General features: G+C 46.1%; 15 protein-coding genes. 5 read left to right on the top strand and 10 right to left on the bottom strand.

The genetic code is table 11. The features are described from left to right. Positions 1-627: 627 nt before the first annotated feature. The 3 genes from H6G89_RS23305 (at position 628) to H6G89_RS23295 (ending at position 3,679) form a co-directional block, all read left to right on the top strand. Positions 628-1,902 (top strand): hypothetical protein, encoded by a 1,275-nt coding sequence (locus H6G89_RS23305; protein ID WP_190510893.1) that lies wholly within the window; start codon positions 628-630, stop codon positions 1,900-1,902. Between the two features lie 541 nt (positions 1,903-2,443). Further along, positions 2,444-2,893: a hypothetical protein gene (locus H6G89_RS23300; protein ID WP_190510891.1), complete on the top strand. Its 450-nt coding sequence runs from the start codon at positions 2,444-2,446 to the stop codon at positions 2,891-2,893. Next, positions 2,894-3,679 (top strand): cyclic nucleotide-binding domain-containing protein, encoded by a 786-nt coding sequence (locus H6G89_RS23295; RefSeq protein WP_190510889.1) that lies wholly within the window; start codon positions 2,894-2,896, stop codon positions 3,677-3,679. Between the two features lie 353 nt (positions 3,680-4,032). Here the strand turns inward: H6G89_RS23295 and H6G89_RS23290 are convergent, their stop codons facing one another. The 3 genes from H6G89_RS23290 to H6G89_RS23280 form a co-directional block, all read right to left on the bottom strand. Beyond that, positions 4,033-6,306: a DEAD/DEAH box helicase gene (locus H6G89_RS23290; RefSeq protein WP_190510886.1), complete on the bottom strand. Its 2,274-nt coding sequence runs from the start codon at positions 6,304-6,306 to the stop codon at positions 4,033-4,035. A 68-nt stretch (positions 6,307-6,374) separates the two neighbouring features. Beyond that, positions 6,375-7,313, bottom strand: a complete 939-nt coding sequence (locus H6G89_RS23285; RefSeq protein ID WP_199336891.1) for a tRNA-guanine transglycosylase — start codon at positions 7,311-7,313, stop codon at positions 6,375-6,377. Continuing rightward, positions 7,313-9,691 carry a DEAD/DEAH box helicase gene (locus H6G89_RS23280; protein ID WP_190510885.1) on the bottom strand — a complete coding sequence of 793 codons (2,379 nt, stop codon included), beginning with the start codon at positions 9,689-9,691 and terminating at the stop codon, positions 7,313-7,315. Before H6G89_RS23280 ends, H6G89_RS23285 begins: the two co-directional genes overlap by 1 nt. A gap of 109 nt (positions 9,692-9,800) precedes the next feature. Between H6G89_RS23280 and H6G89_RS23275 the strand changes: the two genes are divergently transcribed. Then, positions 9,801-10,388, top strand: coding sequence for a helix-turn-helix domain-containing protein (locus H6G89_RS23275; protein WP_190510884.1), 588 nt, complete (start codon positions 9,801-9,803; stop codon positions 10,386-10,388). A 588-nt stretch (positions 10,389-10,976) separates the two neighbouring features. Here H6G89_RS23275 and H6G89_RS23270 read toward each other — a convergent pair. The 7 genes from H6G89_RS23270 to H6G89_RS23240 all read right to left on the bottom strand — a co-directional run bounded on the left by H6G89_RS23270 (position 10,977) and on the right by H6G89_RS23240 (position 18,042). Continuing rightward, complete coding sequence (locus H6G89_RS23270; protein ID WP_190510883.1) at positions 10,977-13,211, bottom strand: caspase, EACC1-associated type; 2,235 nt, start codon at positions 13,209-13,211, stop codon at positions 10,977-10,979. Between the two features lie 31 nt (positions 13,212-13,242). Continuing rightward, positions 13,243-13,629, bottom strand: a complete 387-nt coding sequence (locus tag H6G89_RS23265; protein ID WP_190510882.1) for a hypothetical protein — start codon at positions 13,627-13,629, stop codon at positions 13,243-13,245. Between the two features lie 197 nt (positions 13,630-13,826). Then, complete coding sequence (gene dpdA / locus H6G89_RS23260) at positions 13,827-15,983, bottom strand: tRNA-guanine transglycosylase DpdA (RefSeq protein WP_190510881.1); 2,157 nt, start codon at positions 15,981-15,983, stop codon at positions 13,827-13,829. Between the two features lie 30 nt (positions 15,984-16,013). Continuing rightward, the gene (gene queC, locus H6G89_RS23255) at positions 16,014-16,736 is read right to left on the bottom strand and encodes a 7-cyano-7-deazaguanine synthase QueC (RefSeq protein WP_190510880.1); all 723 of its coding nucleotides are present in this window, start codon (positions 16,734-16,736) and stop codon (positions 16,014-16,016) included. Between the two features lie 24 nt (positions 16,737-16,760). Continuing rightward, a complete protein-coding gene (locus tag H6G89_RS23250) occupies positions 16,761-16,991 on the bottom strand; it encodes a hypothetical protein (protein WP_190510875.1) in 231 nt (76 codons plus the stop codon). 11 nt (positions 16,992-17,002) lie between these two features. Next, positions 17,003-17,641, bottom strand: coding sequence for a 7-carboxy-7-deazaguanine synthase QueE (locus tag H6G89_RS23245; protein ID WP_190510873.1), 639 nt, complete (start codon positions 17,639-17,641; stop codon positions 17,003-17,005). A gap of 11 nt (positions 17,642-17,652) precedes the next feature. Beyond that, on the bottom strand, positions 17,653-18,042 hold the full coding sequence (locus H6G89_RS23240) for a 6-pyruvoyl trahydropterin synthase family protein (RefSeq protein ID WP_190510872.1): 390 nt from the start codon (positions 18,040-18,042) through the stop codon (positions 17,653-17,655). Positions 18,043-18,339: 297 nt separating this feature from the next. Between H6G89_RS23240 and H6G89_RS23235 the strand changes: the two genes are divergently transcribed. Next, entirely contained in the window at positions 18,340-19,920 is a 1,581-nt protein-coding gene (locus tag H6G89_RS23235) for a hypothetical protein (protein ID WP_190510870.1), read from the top strand. The last annotated feature ends 37 nt before the right edge of the window (positions 19,921-19,957 follow it).

Below are 19,957 nucleotides of genomic sequence, written 5' to 3'. Positions count from 1 at the left end.
GGATCAAGACTGGATATAGTCCGACAGAAGTCATCGTTGCAGTATCTATCCTAGTTTCAGTAATCCTCGGAGGTATGGCAAGCATAATCAAAGCGATAGCTTTCTTAAATTCATCTAAATAATTGTGAGGTGCTGTAGAAGCAGTGGCAGAGGGAACAGATTATGGCGAATGAAATTAGAGGAATATTGGCTGAGGTCATCGTTTACAAAGCCTTACAAAGGGCTGTAGAAATTTCAGGGATAGAAGGGAATATTTATTGGAACCAAAAACCCAGTACTCTCACTATCAATCCGGATTTCACCATTGGCTTGAATTCAGAAGAGCCATCTCATTTAATCTTAGTTACTGCAAGCGGAGCGTCTCACAATAGTCACATGAAGATGTGGCGTAATTTGGCTGAAGTTTTTGAAGGCAAATCACATACGCATTCGACAGCAGCTTTAATCAGCATCTACGCTTTATCAAGACAAAAAGAGATGGTTAGATCATTGATTGATGAAATAGTAGATTATGGATTTCATATTGATGACTATCCATACTCTAATAAAGTCTTTGAGTGGATAGCTTTAGCCGCCCGCAGAAATTTAATAAATAAAGAAGAAAAGCTTGCCTTTCTTGATACTTGCTTGAAATCAGATCAAGGTTTATCATCTGCGATCGCCTCTCTCGCTCAAGATCTTGCTCAAGCCCTGCAACGGCGCAAAACCGAGCTTGATCCCGTATGGGCATTGATGCAGATTGATTACGCCAAACCTCATAATCCACCAAAAGCCAAGAATACATCGGTTCGTCGTGGGCTGGGTAAGCTGCTGGTGTTGGAACCGCAACTGCGGCAACTCGTTTATGCGGGCTATAACAAACCAACGGGAGTTCATGTAGACAACGTACCTCAGTATGCCTGGGATTTGGGTTTCTTTAAGAAGTCACTGGTCGGTGCGAAAGTGGCTGACAAAGAAATCGACGGAGCTTTGGCTCTGCTTGGGGCTACAGCCTGTGAAACCGTGTTGCAGAAAGCTCCCCAGTCGATGAGTATCTGGATTAACCCGTTGCGAGATTTGGGACGGGTCGATGCTCATGTAGAGTTTATCGAGAACCACTATGACCAGGTGACTGATCCAGATTCACTAGAGCAATTGCTGGTTCAATGCTTTAACGACCCAGCAGGGTTATCGGGCGTAGCAGGGGATGAGAAGGTCTGGATTTACGAAATTATGATTTCCTTATTGAAAGCGAAATCAGGCAGACTTCAAGGGTATGGTCTTGCTCAACTGGCGACCGATACAGGAGTTCCAGATTTTGGGGCAGGTGGTTTCGTGATTCCGCCATTTATCCAGCGAGAGAAGATGCTATCACCTGAACGTTTGCAAGCTTTAGCTACTGGGCTTGCCAAACGCTTTGCACAAAATGTTAGTCATTCGGACATTGGAAAACTCAGAACTAAAGTGGAACAGTGGGTGATCAAAGAAAATCTGGAAGATCGGCTAATTCCCTACCGAAACTTTGAGCCACTGCTTTGGCTACTGGAGGCTGAGTTGACGAAGCAAGGCAAACCCTACAGCCCCAAAGTTCCCTACATAGGTTGGGTAAATGAATATGCGGGTACAGGCAAAAACAGCGCAACGACTCCTTTCGTCAAGGTTGGCAGCACTCTAATTCATTGGAAAAGTGCCCACGCTAGCCATCCTAATGACAAAACTAAAGAACTCTCTGCTAGAGCACGTAGTGTTAAATATCAATATCATCCAGCTACAAAAACTTTTACCCCCCGTGCTGGAGTCACTCAGTTAGCCCTGATTGTGGATGGGGATTGGAGCGATCGACACCTCCAAACACTCTCCTCGTCTGGCTGGGATATCATCGTTTATCCTGACGAGATTCCTCAACTGATTAACCAGTTATAGAACCATACACATGTATTAGTCTTGAAGTTACTTGAGTAAGATTTTGAGCTAGGGAAAATGGCAGCAACAAGAAGCATTAACCTGGTTTACTTTTAGTACTAATGTATTGTGCAAAAGCTTTAAGTCAAGATACTGCAATATCAGCACATTAACTCTTGGCAGACCAAAATGTAGTGTTTATAATTTGCCTACAGTGATAAGTGTTCTTAGGTTGGCTGATTCGGCAGTTCGTTATTCATTAGATGTAGAAGTCTTTGTTAGTGCAAGAGCTTCTACACGAGCCTAACGAAACATGACAGAGTACGAGTAGAGTACATATTACCTAATCAGATGGGAGGGAAAAGAAAAAGCGATTGTCTTAGCATACTACTCATCTATATGTAGTTGTTTGTAAATTTCCCACTATTTATTGGCAATCAAAGAAAAAGTGTGGTTATTTGGACGTAGAGCAACAAACTTTTGTTGGTAAGAGTTTTGAGAGATTTAACTCTCAGAACAGCGTAAAACTCTATGTACTCGTGGTTAACCACCTAAATTTGCAATGACTTCAGAACCAAATAATACAGAGGTAGCATCAAACGAGTTTGAACAAGAAATTCCTGACCCCTTAGCAAATAAAGAAGCGAATACCGCAGCTGGAAAATTCGTTAAGAAAGTAATTTTCAGTATCAAAGAACCGATGTATTTTTTAGCCATCTCTCTAATGGGAGAGGAGATGACCCGTCAAGTATGGGAGGAAGTACAGGAAACTATTGCCTATGCTCTAATCCTTCAATTGCCTGACCTAATTGGTAAATTACTTCTTGGGCTGCATTTTTCCAGTTTTGAAGTATGTCAAGATATAAGTCCACTAAATGTTAACCGTTACGCTTGCTACACAATTGTTGGTTCTGATTTCCTGCTTTGGATAAGTATTGCGGGCACTGTTTTGGGACGTGCTTCAGGTGGCATACTAAAGTCTTTCACTAAGTCGAAGAAAAGAGGTAGTTGAATGGTCATTTCTGCAATGAAAGGACATAAGCAAATTTCATTTCCTGTTATAAGAAATCAAAGACTAGCTCCTATCTTAGAAAACTTGATTTTAGGAACTATTGGCGTTTTTTCCATACTTATACTTACAGGTGGTAATCCTTCAGGTTTTACAATCACCCTCGTATTCTTCCTGGGGACAGCATTCTTTGCTATTAAAAAGACCAGAAGATTACTTCGGCAACAGCAGATTTTTCAGTTAAATCACACTACTGGTTTAGATACAAGTAAGCAAACTGTAATTTCAGTGTTAAGAGGTTGGAAACAGCTAGACAGTAATGCTCGTGCATGGCTTATTAGTACAGGTAAAAGCAAGTCTTTGTTGGAAGGTGACAATTTAATTATCGAAGGTGAAACTATTGATGCGTTATATATTGTCTTAGAAGGAGAATTAGAAGTCCGAATTAGTGCTTTGCCTGACCGTAAAGTTGCACTGTTACAACCAGGTGATGTAGTTGGAGAAATGTCCTTCGTACAAGGATATCCACCTTCCGCTAGTGTTATAGCTACAGAAGATTCGTGTGTTTGGGCAATTCCTTGTTCCCGATTGAACAGAAAATTAAAAAGAGATAAGGCTTTTGCTGCTCGTTTTTATGAAGCTCTTGCAGGTATTCTTGCAAAAAGGCTTCATATTACAACCCTTGTTCAAAACAGTATTTCAACAGGTTCTGAGCAGAGCGAAAAATTTTTAGAAGATTTAAGTAGCGTCGGGATTATGAGTTTCTCCCCTACATTAGATGATCAATAGATTTAAAGCTATTGTTTCATTAGCTCTATATATAGAACATCTATATTTCTGTAAATTGACAATTACCATTGATTACTTTTAATGGATGAATATGGAGTACTGTTACGTCTAAGCGTATTGGCTTTCTCTAAAACAACTTCTCTTAAAATCAAAGCAGATTTGCATTTTCTGAGCAACTGAAAAATCTTGCTCAATTACTTTGACTTTTATTTTTGAAATTGAAGTTGTGCAAAACATATATCCATTTCTTCAGTTGAAAATCCTAGCCAATTCAACCCATCTTTTTCCTCTACATAAGCACTCACACTATTTCCTTTTCTAAACAGCTTTTTTCCCCTCACTTCTATCTATCTCTACCCCAACCGTCGCCGCACATACGTCTTAACCTGCTCAGCTAGTCTACGGTGAATTCCCAGTTTCATTAAATCCTCAATCTCTACAGAAATTAACTCTTTTAAGCTAACAATCCCAGCCTCTTCTAGCTTGCGAATCGACTGGAAACCAACTTTGGTTTTGATGTTGCCTTGAGAAGCAAATCTACGAATTTCATATAGTAAAGAACCTAGAGGAGAACAATACTTCAACTGTTCCTGCAACTTGTAAATCTGGTTTTCCATCTGCTTCAAGCAAAGCTTCATTCTTTTCACTCGTCTCAAGTCAGCTTGGCAGTTACCCTTAAGGTGAAAGTAGAACGTGCGAACGTCCAATAGTTTTGCTAATCCAGCCAGTAGCCATAGCAACTCATCACGCCAACGTTCCTCAATTCCTTCTAAGCCCTGGACACTGAATTGACGCTCCACTTCTTCGAGCTTGAGTCCCTGCGATCGCTCCCACAAGACAATTGACCGAAACATGGCGAGGTAGCCAGTTCGATGTGCCCATTCCTCAGCTTCTTTGCCATTTTTGGGAGCCTGTAGCCCTAGTGACCCTAGCACTTCAGAAGCACGAGAGTTGCTAGGCTGTCCCCAAATCCACTTTCGGAAGAGCAATGGGGTTTGGGCAGGATGTGCTTCGCACCAAGCATCTACCTGTTGCATAAGTTTGGCACTGTAACGCCTTAAGTTAGGTGGACGTTCGGACAGAAGATTCAAGATCAGCAAATGATCGAGCGATCGCCACTGCTTCAGTAACTCATCATCTGGATCAACGCTCATTAAATCCCGTAGCAGTTGGGCGTAGCTGGCTGCAATGGGCAACGGCAGAACCGCGCGAGTTGCCTTCTTGCCCAGCACCGTCAAAAAGTACCGTCCTTGTTCTGGTTCCCGATACGCCAGCCAATGACCTTCTAACCAGGCTAATCCTTGATCAACCTGATTCACTAAGTTTTGCCCACCTAGCGATCGCCCCAAAAACGTCTTCAACTCTTCTGTTGTCGTTCCTCGCTCATGCCAACGAGACAGTAGGGCAGCCACTTGGGGAGCGATCGCTGGCATCTCACCAGATTGAACGGGACGACCCGTCCCTTTTTCCAGAGCAGACTGCAACGAGGGAAGTTCCTCTGTTTGGAGGGCTGTCACTAATTCCTCAACCCGCCACCCGTCTTTCGGGCGCACTAGCACAGCAGCCGTTCCGGGGCGATCACCTCGTCCTGCCCTACCCATCATTTGCAGTAACTCAGATGTACTCAGCCGACCGACTCCTGGAAAGGTATTGTCCCGAATTAGTACGTGGGTCGCAGGCAGATTGATTCCTAATGCCAGAGCCATTGTTGTTACCATTACCCTGGACTGTCCAGCCAGGAACGCTTGTCGAACTTTCTCCCGTTGCTGTTGGCTCATTTGGGCGTGATACGCCAAAGCCCCTAAATCTCCTAATGTAGTGCCCAACTTGTCATTCAGCAGTTTTACTAAATGTTGGGTCGATCGGGTTTGGTAAACAAAAATCAGGATCTGAGCCTTCTGGTCTTGTAAGTGGTTGGCAGTCAAGGAAAGAACGGTATCGTTCGCATCATCATCTTCGGTAAGGGCGATCGCCCACTTGTCCAGAGGTGGTTGCCTTTCCTCCACACGCACCACATCGCAGGGAGCTAACCAGGTTTGAGCAGGTTCCAAATCACCTAAGGTTGCTGACAAGAGAACCAGTCTGGGTGGGTTTTGAAGGCAGAGGAGGGACGTAATCAAGCACTCTAGCGTCAGTCCTCGTTGCGGGGAACTGATTAGATGAGCTTCATCGACACAAACAGCTTTGATTGTTTTTAGCCATTCGGCATTGGCAGGGTTACGGAGTAAAGCTTCCACTCGTTCTGGGGTCGCAACGATGATTTCTCCTCCGGGGGGCGGGTCTGAAAGCAGTTCATCCTCTAAACGGTAATCGCCTGTGGAGATTTGCACCGACAGCTTTATTCCCAACTCCAAACCAAGAGCATCTGATACGCTTTCTAGTTCGTCTGCCTTCTCTCGTGCCAATGCCCTTAGCGGCTCTAACAGCAATGCTCGACCTCCTCGCCTCACAGCATCAAGCAATACCAACAAGCCAAGCAAACTCTTACCGCTATTGGTTGGAGCCGAAACAATCAGATTGCGGGAATGCTTCAGGATCTTCTGCTCCCCCAAAGCTAGAACTTGCGCTGGGCGAGGTTGGGTTCCAGGATTTAGGATAGCGATCGCCTTCTGCCAGTGAGGTTCCAAATCCAGGTCAGCCCAAGTTATCCCGTTAGGGGTTTGGAAAGTGCCTGATGTACCGCAATGGATGGGTCTCACGATGAGCGGGATTCCGTAGAAAAGGTTGAAAAGAGAATTTCTGACGTTGAAAGGGGTAAGGTTTTTCCAGTCGCAGTTGCCAAGTTGCAAAGAGCTAAATGCAGGCGATCGGTCACGGTTGGGTCCGCAAGCTGAAAAGCTGGATTAGCCAACAGTTTGCCATCGGCAGCATATTTGACGTAGGAACTGCTGTCTACTGAGTCTACGCCAGCTTTATAGAGATCCCGAACAAGCTCAAGGTTGCCCAACCCCAGTACGTGCAGAGGCAACTCTCCAATCTCACTACGCACGACTTCGACTATTGATAGCACGAGCGAGTGATCCTTTGCTCTGGGTACCAATCCCCCGATCGCTACTCCATCAAAACCCGCTTTTGCATACTTCCTCGCGCAGTCTCTTGCCGAATCCACATTCCATGCTTGGATACAGGCGTAGAGAGGTAAGTCTCGTCTGCGTCGATTTTGGAGTGCCCAGTGAGCGTTGGCAATGGTCAGCCGTTGACGGGTTCGAGCTTCAGCTAACTCTAGACTGGGTGGAATCGGAAAATCCAGAGTAAAGGCGACATCAGCAATCGCCTCTTGCAGCGTCAGCACGTCCCGTGGATGAACTGTTTCTGAACCCTCACCCTGCGGAATCTTCAAAACGCCTAATCCGTCCTGCTCGCAGATTTCTGTGCCAGCAAAGAGGGCTGCAAAACCACTAGAATCAACAAATAAGGGCAACCGGGGCAGTTTGTCTACCGAGACCTCCTTGGCGTAGTGGTAGCTAACCATGATGGCTGAAGCTAATCGAGGTAGGTAAGGCTGGATTAGCTTATCTAATGGATATTTGTCGCCAAAGGTCGTCACAGGAACATAGGCAGGAAAAGGAATATCTCCCCGTCGAGTTTTGAGCGATCGCCTTTTCAAGTTAGCCGCAGGTGCTTGCATTGCCATTAACCCCACCTCACAGAGCCTAAAGGTGTTCCTACCCATAGCTGTAACAGGTCTAACCCACAAGCGACGGAATTAGATAGGGCTTGTACTAAGTTCCGTATAGTCTTATCGCCCAGATGCAGCAGTACAGCCAGAATATGTTTGCAGGTATGCCCTTTAGCCGAATCAGGACAATCACATCCTTGTTTTTTTGAGGAAACTGTGACCGTGTGCGGATCGGTTCCGCCCACTACTCTGAAGGATGTTCCTTCTCGGTTCACAATTCTCAAATCCATTGCCCGACGTAGCCGATAGGGGTCAATGTCAATCGGAAATTGAGTTCGAGTCAGTAGATTTTGGGTAGGCTCCTCTCTGTAGCGGAAGGCAGATGAGTGGCTACCCACAACTTCTAAAGCCTGCTCTAGCCACTGAGTTGCCCGCTTTTCTGAGATTCCGGGGATTGCTACTAATTCCTCTAGCTCTGCTAACGCCAAATCTTCGATATCAGCAATTCCTGCTTGCTTGAGTCGTTTTGCTGTTTTTGCGCCAATTCCTCGAATTAAGGTTAGTGTTGCGGCACCCTCATCTAACCCACCACTAACCATCCTTTCCAGTGCTCCAATTCGTTCAATCAGTGGCACCCGTTCTGGATCTTGTGCGATCGCTTTTTCTGATTCCAAAACTTGCAGAATCGCCTTCATCGCCAGGAGCAACCGCTGAACCGAGTCGCATAGGCATTGCACTTCAAAGGCATAACAGCCTCGCATTTCTGCAACCTGCTCTGCGTCTCCTAACCGAGTCCAAGTACGGGCTACCAATGCCGTGTTCATAGCAGCTAAAAGCTGTTTGCCATCGATCCCAAGTAGCTGGCTCAACTCCTGTTGGGGCAACGTCAGAAGAACGGAGGGTTCGGTGGAGAGGGCTGTTGCCAGTTCATCTAGCTGCTCGTAATCGACAGGAATCAGTGGTTGGCAGTCGATGCTGCTAACAGCAATAAGGAGCAAATCTAAAAACGTTAGGTCTGGGTATTCCTGAAAAACTCTCTGAAAGAGTTGAACGGTAGCAGGGGAAATCAGGTGGCGTACTGCGATGAAGCCTAATCGTGTTGCCTGAAGATAGCCAGAAACTTCCTGCTGCACCAGCATCCCAGCCTGTAACATTTCATCGACTACTCGATCAATTGAAGACAGTCTGTTCTGCACTGCTGCCAATGTTCGGCTAAAAACAGCCTCCAGTTGAGCGTGCGTGCGGCATAGTCCACTGGCAATCTCGGTGATCACTTGCTCAGCTAGGGCGATCGCTGAACTAAGTCCAGACCGTATCGGCTCAAACTGTCCCTTGGCATAGTGGTCTGCCTGCCGATCCCAAACGGGAGCAAGAAGAACCACTTCCCCAACAGGATCTAGTCCCGGACGACCTGCCCGACCTGCTCGTTGCCAGACATTGTTTACTGGAAGGGGTACGAAGTCAGTTCCATCAAAGCCTTGTAGGTCATAAAGTACAACCTGACGTGCAGGTAAGTTCAAACCCATTTCCAAAGTTGCCGTGGCGATCAGGACATCCAGGTTCCCGTTTCGGAATTGTGTCTCTATTTGGCTACGAGAAGAGCGATCGAGTCCAGCATGGTGATGAGCCGCATGAAAGCCTGCTTCTTGTAACGTTTGAGCCAGCCACTCAGCCCGTCTGCGGCTCTGAACAAACACTAGGCTTTTTCCGCCAGTCGCCAAGTTGCGCTGAAGCTCTCCAATGAGGAGATCAGGCTTGTCCTGCGCTCGTTTGTATCGCACCACATTCCATTGGAGAGGAACAACCCGTTGATTGGAGCAGTAGTCGAGTCCTCGTAGCCAGTCAGCAAGCTCCTGCCGATTTCCCAATGTGGCAGACAAACCAATGACCCGGACGAACGGATTAAGGCGCATAAACCTGAGCAAAGCAGCTTCCAGCCGCGCACCCCGATTAGAGTCCCCTAATAAATGGAATTCATCTACAACAACTAAATCGACATCAGGAAGCCACGACCAGTGATTACGCCAATTACGGGTGCAGACATCTAGCTTTTCTGGGGTCATGACCAGCAATTGAGCATTTTGGTAGGAGACCGGATAGTTACTGTTGGCATAATCTCCGGTAAAGATGCCAACTTGATTGGGCGCAAAACGCTTCTGCCACCGAGTTGTTAACTCACTAGCAAGGGCACGGAGGGGAGTGAGATAGATAGCACGACGGTTTTGGTTGAGAGTATGAGCGATCGCTTGCTCTGCCAACCAGGTTTTGCCGCTACCTGTTGGCATCTGAAGAATGCAGTTGAAGCCAGAAGTCAACAAGCCGCTTTGCAGAATCTCCTGCTGTGCTTGGGAAAGGGAACTCTCCCAAGGAGAAAGCTGTAAGTCTGCTACCATCTCACAACGCCCATCGCTTACGCTAATAATAATGTCAGAAAATTAGCGCACAACTCTATTTACGCTAATAATCTATAAGAAGATACTATGGGCAGTGGTGTGATACCCTATGCCTGACGGATCAACTTCGCAAAACTTGTGTTTTCTCTTATGGCGGGAGAATGAACCCAGGCAAACCTGGGCAAACAAACTCGCTAACTGGTTAGGCTGCGACCTGTTGAGGGCAGAAAGGCTTCTTCGGGGGGAAGAACAACTGCGTCAGGAGGAATTGCAGGCGATCGCTAACCAGCTAAATTTGCCCGAAGATGACGTTGTGGCATTTTGGCAAACAAATTTACTGGATCAAAGCGGCATTAGCATCTACGAGGAGAACCTAAGATACTTGCTTCGGTCGGTGAAGGAGCTAAAGAAGGGGCGCAAACAAGAATTTGCTCAGGCGATCGGGGTTGACGCAACCACTGTTTCTCGGTGGGCTAGTGGTAAATTTTTTCCAGACTCCGATAAAGCTTTAAGGATCTGCAAGTTTTTTAGACCCTACAGCTATACGGATCTCAAAGAAGAACCTCTATTTCTATCGCCTAGCCCTGTTGATGTGATGGAACAGAGAGCTTGGTTGGAGGAGAGGTTTAGAGAGATGAGCGATCGTACGATTCAGCAACTTTTTCCAGCACTGGAACGACTTCTGAAAGTTCTATAAAAAGAGAAAGTGGATGCGCTGCAAAAAGTGAACTGATGGAGTAATGCGATCGAGTCTTGTCTGCCAATACCGATACTTGCAGGGTATTAAATACGTTGCGATACATTCACAGCAGTCATAAAGCTACGAACATGCAGCAGGGATGGCTTTACGATTTCAGCAACTATGGCACTTATGATCGTCTCACCAATGATGGGATCACTCAATAGCATCCAGCGTTTTTAGCATTAGGCAAGACCCTGAAACTCTATACAGCAATTTATCGTAAGCTTTGTCAAAGGTATAGACCAAAACCAAAACCGGAAAAGAAAACGTATTGGAAAGTCGGTTGCTAGAAAAGATCAAGAAGAAGGGTAAACCCCAGAAAATCAGCTCAGGACAGATAAACCTGTGGGATGAGTGGACAGTTCCTTTAAAAATCCATGAGGTGGCAAAGAAATTTATTGAGGCAAATTGCTACAACCTCCAATTTGCAATGACCCCATCAAAACCTTAATTTGATACCAGGTAATGAAGGGCTGAAATGTAGGTAACCCATTAAAAAAGCAGGCTATTACAAATTCTAGGAACGACTAAAACTGTTAAATGCTACAGTTTACATCTTCGTACACGAGAGAAGAGACTACACCACTCCACTTCCACCCCTACCTCTCCCACCTCACCCCTCACCACCCAATCTCCAAAACCCACCCTCCAAGGGAGGTGTCCCACGGGAGCACCTACGGTAAAAGCTAAGTCGCCACACCCTTTCCACGATGCCCCCCGTCCCATCATCCCCTTCGATCGCCACCCCACCTCTATCCCAAACTTTTCCCACTGCTTATTATATTCTGTAGGGCTACCGCACCCTTGCCAAATTTTTTTCTGAACACTGAAGCCAAACTTGCCGTTGCTATACCTCACCCAGAGTTGATCGATCGCCCGCATGTCAGCACAGGGAAACTGCTCAATATCCTCAACTTTTAGATAGCCTTCTTGCTGTCGCCCCATGACCTGGCACATCTGCTTAAAGGTTTCCTGATCTGCCTCTTGCCAGTTTCCTGCCTTCAGCAGAGCTTCTAAGTGGGCATAATTCCCTTTTTCTGCTTCTGCTGCAATGCGTGAGAGAAGAGCCTCCATCCTCTCCCCTGGGAACCCCTCCCCGTCTGCCCACCTCGCCCATATACCGCTCCCCACGAATGCTAGCCCCTCATGACGTCTCCCCGTCGTGAGCCCTCTCCACGACGGGAGGTGTCCCTTGGGAGCAGAGATATCCCAAGTTAATTCACGGTAAATCTTCCATTTCCACTCATTTACAAACTTCAGCCACATCACCTCTTTCCCAAACTTCTCCAGATCAAAGCTCGTGGGGGTATTGCACTGCTGCCAAATTTCTTTCTGAACACTGAAGCCAAACTTGCCGTTGCTATACTTCACCCAAAGTTGATCGATCGCCCGCATGTCAGCACCGGGAAACTGCTCAGCATCCTCAACTTTTAGATAGCCTTCTTGCTGTCGCCCCATGATCTGGCACATCTGCTTAACGGTTTCCTGGTCTGCCTCTTGCCAGTTTTCTGCCTTCAGCAGAGCTTCTAAGTGGGCATAATTCCCTTTTAGTCTGTCCGCCTCTGCTGCTTGCTGTTGCCTTAGTTGCTCGGATTGCCACCGTTGTCTTTCCTCCTCTTCCGCCTGCCGTTGCTGTTCAGCCGCCTCCCGTTTGAGTTGTTCTTGCCGTTGCCGCTCCTCTTGCTCAATCTCAGCGACGTCTGCATCGGTCAGTTTCAAGACATTCTCTCGCCATAGCTTTAGGCTTTGGTGAGACTGATCTAGTGTTTGAGTTTCCAGATGTTCACGAAAAGCTTTTCTATAGTCGCTTAGATTCTTCAGACGTTGTAGAATCGGATGTAAAAGTTCGTTTTCAATTGCTTTAGCATCGTCTAGTGAAAGTTCAGATTTACTGACTTGGTTAATCTGATCTCGGTCACTTTTTAGCACCTGTTCCATGTTGAAATCAAACTTTCCTTGTTTTGCCAATCCCCGGTCTATGTAATCTTTTACCTTCTTGCGATATGCTTGTCTGGGGTCAGTGATCGGCACGCTAATAAATGGAGCATTATAAAATCCCTCTTCCCGTGGAAGGAAAACTTTAGGATTCATCGTTGCTTTTTCTACTCGCAGTTTCGCTGTCACATAAGCGTGCAATTCACTGATAGAAAGCTGACCATTAGCATCTCGGTCGGCTTCACCACTCTCAACTCCCTGAACGAGGTAGCGTGTATAAAACGACATTTGAGTTGCATCACCGTAGGAGATCTCAGTAGAACTAGAAGACGTAAGAATAATACTTCCTTTAGCTTCCGATAGCGATGATTCTAAGACCTCTGATGTATCATCACCTTTAGCATTGGGATCGATCGCGCCACTAAAGCAACAATCCAAAATCATAATCTTTTTTGTAGCTTTGCAGTCTTCCAGTTGTTCACTAACAACTTGAGAAGATACAGCCGTTGTTATCTTTAATTGATCTTTCTCATTCTTTACCGTTCCTTTCGCAGCAAAATACAATCTCCGCTTTCCGTCTTTTGCACCATGTCCAGAGAAATAAAGTAGGACAGTATCATTCTTCTGAGGCTTGCCTAAAAAATCCTCTATAGCCCCACTCATTTCCGAATATGTAGGATTCAGCAGAGATTCCACTTCATCAAAAGCCCCCAAATCTGGAGATTCCAGAATCCGTTTCATCCCTTCTACATCCAGCTTCGCACTGGGTAGATTGGTAAAACCTAAATTGCTACCTTCAATTTTGTAATCGGTTACACCGATCAGGAGTGCTACTTTTGCCATCGGTTTTGCTCTTTATTTCTGAAATAACCGCTTACTCAACCGCCTCAGCCAATTTCTGAAATGCTGCTACTGCCTGATCCAAATCTTCTGGCTTGCCCACTTTGATACTAAACTTATTGCCATTCTTTTCACCCGTTAGTTCAATCGGTTTAGACCCAAATCGATCCTGCAAAACTCCCATTAATGCCTGGATATTCTTGACACTCACCTCCGTTTTCAATATCCCCAGCACAAAACCTGCTAGAGCAGGTTTGCCTCCCTCCGGAATCTCTGACTCTCGAACTAACTCAGCATCCTCTACTAATTCTGAAATTTCGTTCTTCAGGCTATCTGTCAGGCTTTCCAGTTCTTCTGGCTCCAGGTCGGGATCTACCTGGCTGATGTCAATCATGATCTTTAGATCAGATGTATCTGCCACTTAGTACACTCCTAAATATTTTATTGGGAGTTTATTTCTAGAGTTTACTTCTTGGGATACTGATTCTCAAGACTTACTTCCGGAAACAAATTAAATTTTGGTATGTATTAGATGAAGCTTGCTATTAAGCACGAGCAGGTAAATCCGTAATTGTTGTGGATTCCTAACATTAAACACAACTCACAACATAGCTGCTGCTAGACTACGCCATCTGGAGCTACCAACGGAGCCAAATTATCCGTACTAGGCTGGCTACCGTTCGTTAAGGGGTCTTTCAATTGTCGCAGCAATTCTTGGAACCGTTTGTAGAACACATAGGTATTGTGAAAACCTCTGCGACGATTACGATCGTTCCCTCGAAATATAATCACCTCAACACCGATTTCTTCGCAGATCACACAATTACAGTTCTTCCAAGGTTTGTCTTGGAGCAAATCCCGATACATCCGCTCATGCTTGACCCGACGCTTTGCCTGATCGATCGGGTCTACTTTACCATCGCGGGGCAATTCTAGTAGTTCATCATAGGTAAGTAACGCCTCTAATGTTGCTTCTAAGCCTAAAGTTCCCGCATCAAATTCTCTCAGAGCCTTCAGAGCCGATTGCTCCATTCCCCTCAGCGTATCTTGATCCGACACACCTGCTTCTAGCAACCGTTTGATCCTTACTCCATGACTATCGACTGGTGGAATCCGAGCGGCTGTGTACATCTTGCTTGTAAGAGTATGGTAGTTAGCCCCCGAACCTAACCAAGCACGACGCAAAGGACTCGCAGAGTCAAAACTGGTAACTCCCAGATGACGAAATACAGGAATTGCATTGATGCGTGCTACCCCAAACAGGTGCAAACGAGTTTTGTCAGTTAGGTGAGGACGAATCTCCGCCAGGATAGAAATAATTTCTTTGCTGGTGGCACGGGCAAGTCCACCCAACGCAATGTAGTCATAACCCATGCTGATATTGTCCTTGACCGCTTCTGCATAGGTTTCTGGACTCCAACCTTGAGCCACTCCAATGGGGGTAAACGTGTATCCTCCCATCTGGTGCTTCTTAAGAAAGTCTTGAGCATTTCGCTTCGTCAGTTCATAGCGTCGTTCGCGAATTCCAGGTTGCGCGAAAGGTCCTACGATCAGGTGGTCAATGCTTACGCCAAAGTCAAAGCCTAAATTCTGGTAATAATCCAAAATTTCAGTTGTGTTGTAAGGAGGTACATCCTCTTTGATGTATCCAAACGCACCGCAGTCTCCCATCACCTTCCCAGGAAAGCGAATGAAGTTGTGAATGCCTACAATCTCCACTCTGGCTCGCTTCTTCTTACTGCTATCGACGACAACTTTCGAGACCAAAATCCCGTCATAGTTAGGGGTGGGATAGATTTGGTGAGCATAAACTTCATCGGCATAGGGATCGCGACCTGGAGTCAAGCGATTGTTTAAGAAGTCGTAGCCTGGGTCTACATGGTCGTCCCATTCGGGGATGAAGTACTGCATTCCTAAGTGTAAGTTGGCAGCCGCAGGAACTTCTGGAATGGGCAAAAACTCACTATCTTCTACATCTTCGTCTTCTACTTCTAAGGTCTTTGCTGTTTTTGCTTTCGATGCTTTAGCTGGTTTAGGTTGCGCCACTACTTCAGGTAACGCCAATTCAAGTTGCGCGATCGCCTGAACTAAAGTTTCGGTGAATAGCTCTGGAGTTTGGTAAACCTTTGGTAGCCAATCCGAATCTTTACTAGCTGTCTCTGCAAACCGCTTAAATAGGAAACCTTTCAATCCAACCAAACCGTAGGAATACTTCTGGGCATCCTGGTTTGTTAGAGGGAGTACAAAGGTTTTGGCAGACAGCCCTTTAACGAGTTTGGCACTTCCCTGTGAGGTCAGGGCGATAATGGTTTGGTTTGGTTTGGTTTCAACAGGTAACTTAATAGCTCGTAAGTAGTTGTCACCAAGCAGGAGAAATATCAGGTCGTAGCCCTGCACGGCTTGCTCCAAGGCTTCATGCACGTTCAGATGTTGCGCCCACGAATCCACCTCATACCCCTTCATCCCGTTAAAGGTGACCTCGTAGGGAGCGATCGCCCGGTTCTCTTCAACCAGCCCGTACCCTGCTGACAAAATCGCGACATCTACTGCATCCTGCCCTAAGGACTGGCGCAGCAGTTGCACGCCCTCCATGAGTCGAAGGTGTTGCATCCCCGTATACATTTTCCCGGCAGCACAAACAAACTCGGCTAACTCTGCTTCCCGTCGCTGAAGCTGTTCCGGATCTTTGAAGTCTGCCAGAGTCAGTTGATTTTCAGGCTTAGCACATTTTTCTCCAGTACAGGAGGTAACAACGAGAACACGAGGATGGGGCATTAAAGCTCCTTACAAACAGCGACCAAATGACTAGGATACCGGAACGGAGGGGGCTAATTCCTGGTTATACAGTCCCCGTCCAATCGACGTTGCTAAGTCTGGTCTGCCTGCCTCAATCAAGGCACGATCGCGAATTCGGCAGGAATCACACAACCCACAGGGTTCATCGTCTCCCTGATAGCAAGACCAGGTAAGTTGGATGGGTAAGCCCAATCGCAATGCCCGTTGCACAATGTCTACTTTGGAATCCATCACCAATGGAGCAACGAGCTTAGGCGCATTTCCTTCTAATCCAGCCTTGGAAGAGAGAGTGGCAAGATGCTGAACAGCGTCCAGGTACTCCGGTCGGCAGTCAGGGTAGCCGGAGTAGTCCACGGCATTGATCCCCAAATAAATTGCTTCCGCTCCTTTGGCTTCTGCTAAGGAAAGAGCGATCGCCAGAAAGACCGTATTCCGTCCTGGTACATAGGTAATGGGAATGACACCAGGCTTCACACCGTCAGTGGGCAGGTCTACAGCCTGGTCAGTGAGAGCAGAACCACCCCACTTTGCCAGGTTCACATCCACCACGAAGTGTTCTTTGATCCCTAGATGCTCAGCCACCCGTTTAGCGGCAATTAGTTCGCGATCGTGGCGTTGACCATAATGGAGCGACAGGGCAATCAGTTCGTAACCGTCAGCGATCGCCTGGGCAGCAGAGGTTGCTGAATCCAGACCACCAGACAACAAAACAACAGCTTTGGGGGCACTCATAGTTCACCTCATGGTAAAGGGGCATTAGCGGCGCGATCGCCAAACGGGTTGGACACCGCTATCAAACTGATAGAGCTTGCGGTAAAGTTGACCAATCTCATCATTGCGAGGTTGTCCGGCTTCTCCAAACGTTTCTTGCTCCATGTCCTCGCTCATTTGGTCATAGGGATCATCATCGTCGTGGTTATCAGCCCAATACTCCAGCGACGCGAGGATGATGGAGAGTTCACGAGGGGATAAGTCAACCTGAGCCATAGTTTTTACCCTCATCGAATATTGGTGAATTTGTGGGTCTGCAAGCTGATTCTCCATTCTGGGTGGCTGAGAACGTACTCGAAGATGAGCGAGTAGCTATCAGGTGTGCCCCATTCTGGTTGGAGGAGCCAGATTGCATCAGTTGGGATTTTGGTTGCCTGATCCTCTGCCCAGGTCAAATCAGCCTGTTCAGAAACTACGACCTTCAGTTCACTGACTCGTGGATAAATGCTTTCGTGAGGAGGCTTGGATCGCTTAGGGGAGAAGGTAATCCAGTCGAAGCTGCCACTGAAGGGATGTGCGCCAGAGGTTTCTAGATGGACTCGCAGCCCTGCGGCTCTCAACCCATTGCTGAGAGAAGAGAGGTCATACATCAGGGGTTCGCCACCCGTAATGACAACGATCGCCGGATTTGCTGCTTTAGCTTCCGCAATCAGGTCGGTAGTGAGGCGTTGAGGATGGCGACGCGCATTCCAGGAATGCTTAGTGTCACACCAGGGACAGCCCACGTCACATCCAGCTAGCCGAATAAAGAAGGCGTTCGTGCCTGCCCAGACTCCCTCACCTTGGACTGAATGGAAGGTTTCCACTACTGGCAGGACTGCTGAGGCTGTTTTAGAAGTTGGGGTAGCGGGAATCAAGCTTGTCATAACGGTTGCTCCTAGTCGTCCTCATACTCCGCCCAAGAGTTAGGAGTCTCAGACACAGCGACCTTCAGCTTCACATCCGGGGGTAATTGCTTTTTCGTCTTGTCGTAAATGTATTGGGCGATCATCTCGGCAGTGGTTTCGTAGCCTTCGGGCAGAACCTCGTTCAGAACTGAGTGGTCAAACCCTCCTTTGAGTAAGTCTTGCTTTGCCCAACGCAGTGTGCGGAAATCAGCAACCATAACAGGATGAGGACAGTACTCCGAGGCATGAAGCTGGCTGGAGGTTGCCTCAATCCGCACCCTATAGGTATGCCCATGCATCCGCCCACATGGACCGTCGTAGTCCCGGATATAGTGAGCGGCATCAAAGGTAAATTCAGTGGTGAGCTTCCACTTGGGCATCGCAATTATTTTCTAGACAGGAATTTTAATAAAGACTGAAACAACGACCAGAAGCTGTAGAACGAACAGAATGCTAACTTATACCATCTTCACACCATATATGAAATCAGTACGAAACTAAACGCTATGTGTAGCGTTGGATTTCAGTTTGCACTTCAGTCAATAATACAATCATCATAATAGTACAAATGTTTAGAGATGAATATTTTGTAAGATTCTAAGCAAGTGTTGTCTTGCTGGGTTAAAACTAGGTAGAAATTAGTACCCTGTTGGGATTAGTGGCTTTGTAAAGGAAGAATGCATCGTGCTGCTCGTGCTTGTCTGATTACCGCATTGGTATTAGTGCCACCCAACTCGGTACTGGCTCAAAACCCTTCGCCTAGTCTCCCCGTAAGTCCTTCACCACAACCTACAGCAACATCCTCACCTGCTACGTGGACTACAACAACTGATATTGAGAACTTTGGGAAGCAGTTAGAGAGCTTTAACAACGCCACCACGACAGTTATTTCTGTTGTAGTTAAAGTGGGAGCGTTGCTATTTAGTCTTGTTCTACTCCAAAGATTATTGTGGCTCATGCTTCGCCGCAGACCGGAGTTAGTAATTGAAAACTTTGCTGACGCATCTGGTAAAGATGAGTTAAGCAAAGTATTGCCAGGGCTGACTCAGTTAGCACGACAAGAACTGATACGAGAAATTAAAGGAGTCCGGCAAAGGGTTAAAGAGCATGTCAGGTGTGTTGGTCCAGAAAGATATCGTCCCTCTGATGTGTCTCCCCTACCACAAGCGACTTCTGATCAACGCCTAACTAGCCTTTTGGCTTCTATTAAGGAGTTTGCACCGACACAACTTAGTCCTATCTTTCAACTAATCAATATTCTATTTCCGCCATTTGGCACAAAAGTAACAGGGCTACTTCAAAGCAAAGATAGTTCTCCAGAAAAGTTAGGATTGACAATTGAAATTACAGATATTCAAGGAGAATTAGTTCCTCGGCTTTACACCATCTGGGAACCACAAAGCAAGAAAGCTGTAGATTCAGAAGTTGTTTTGCCTGAGTTGACTATCAAAGATCGTTACATTACTTTGTTGAGACCAGTAGCTCGTTGGCTAGCTCTTGAACTGTCTAGAAGAGAAATGGTAGTAAAAGTACCTTTAGGTCAAGATCGAAAACGATATCAGGGGCAAATACACAATTTTTTTGGAGTGCTTAACTATGCCAGTGCACAAACGCACGGTAACTTCTTCTATCAATTAGCAATTGAGGACTTACAGCAAGCAATTGAACTTTGTCCTAATTGGTATCAGCCTTATGAAAACTTAGCTGATACTTACAGTACTAAAGGTCGAGAGGAGCAAGGGAAGATAAAGATTGATTTACAAAGAAAGGCTATTCTGAATTATAATTCTGCACTTGAAAGAGTAATAGATGAACCTGTAGCAAATCGTATCAGGCTCAGTAAAGCTATAGCACTTCTATTACTTGCTGATAAAGATTCTATTGATGAAGCAAATAATGAAATAGAGCTTATTAAAAAGAAATGGAATCCGGTTGCAGAATTAGACAGCCGCTTTTTATACAATTTGGCAGTTTGGCATTTAACTTATAAAAGCCAAGGATTTGGAGATAAGAGTACAGTCCAATTAGCCCGTCTTTATTTAGCTTACAGTTTAGCAAGAAGCCGCAAGTTTTGGGATTGGGCTATCAAAGATCCAGACCTAGAAGAAATTCGTAACGACCTACCAGATTTGCAATTTCACCTGTCAAGAAGCTTGAGAGAGATGCCAGATATAAACAAATGCATAGACAAGGAATTTGAAGAGATAATAAACAAGATATTTGAAAAGATAGGCTGGAAATTTGCTGAGAATTACTGAATTTAGAATCGAATAAAATGCGCAAAGTTAACAACGA

It is taken from the genome of Oscillatoria sp. FACHB-1407 (assembly GCF_014697545.1).
In the GTDB taxonomy this organism is placed as follows: domain Bacteria; phylum Cyanobacteriota; class Cyanobacteriia; order Elainellales; family Elainellaceae; genus FACHB-1407.
Note: the sequence above shows the minus strand (reverse complement) of the source record. Positions and strands in the feature narration are given on the sequence as shown.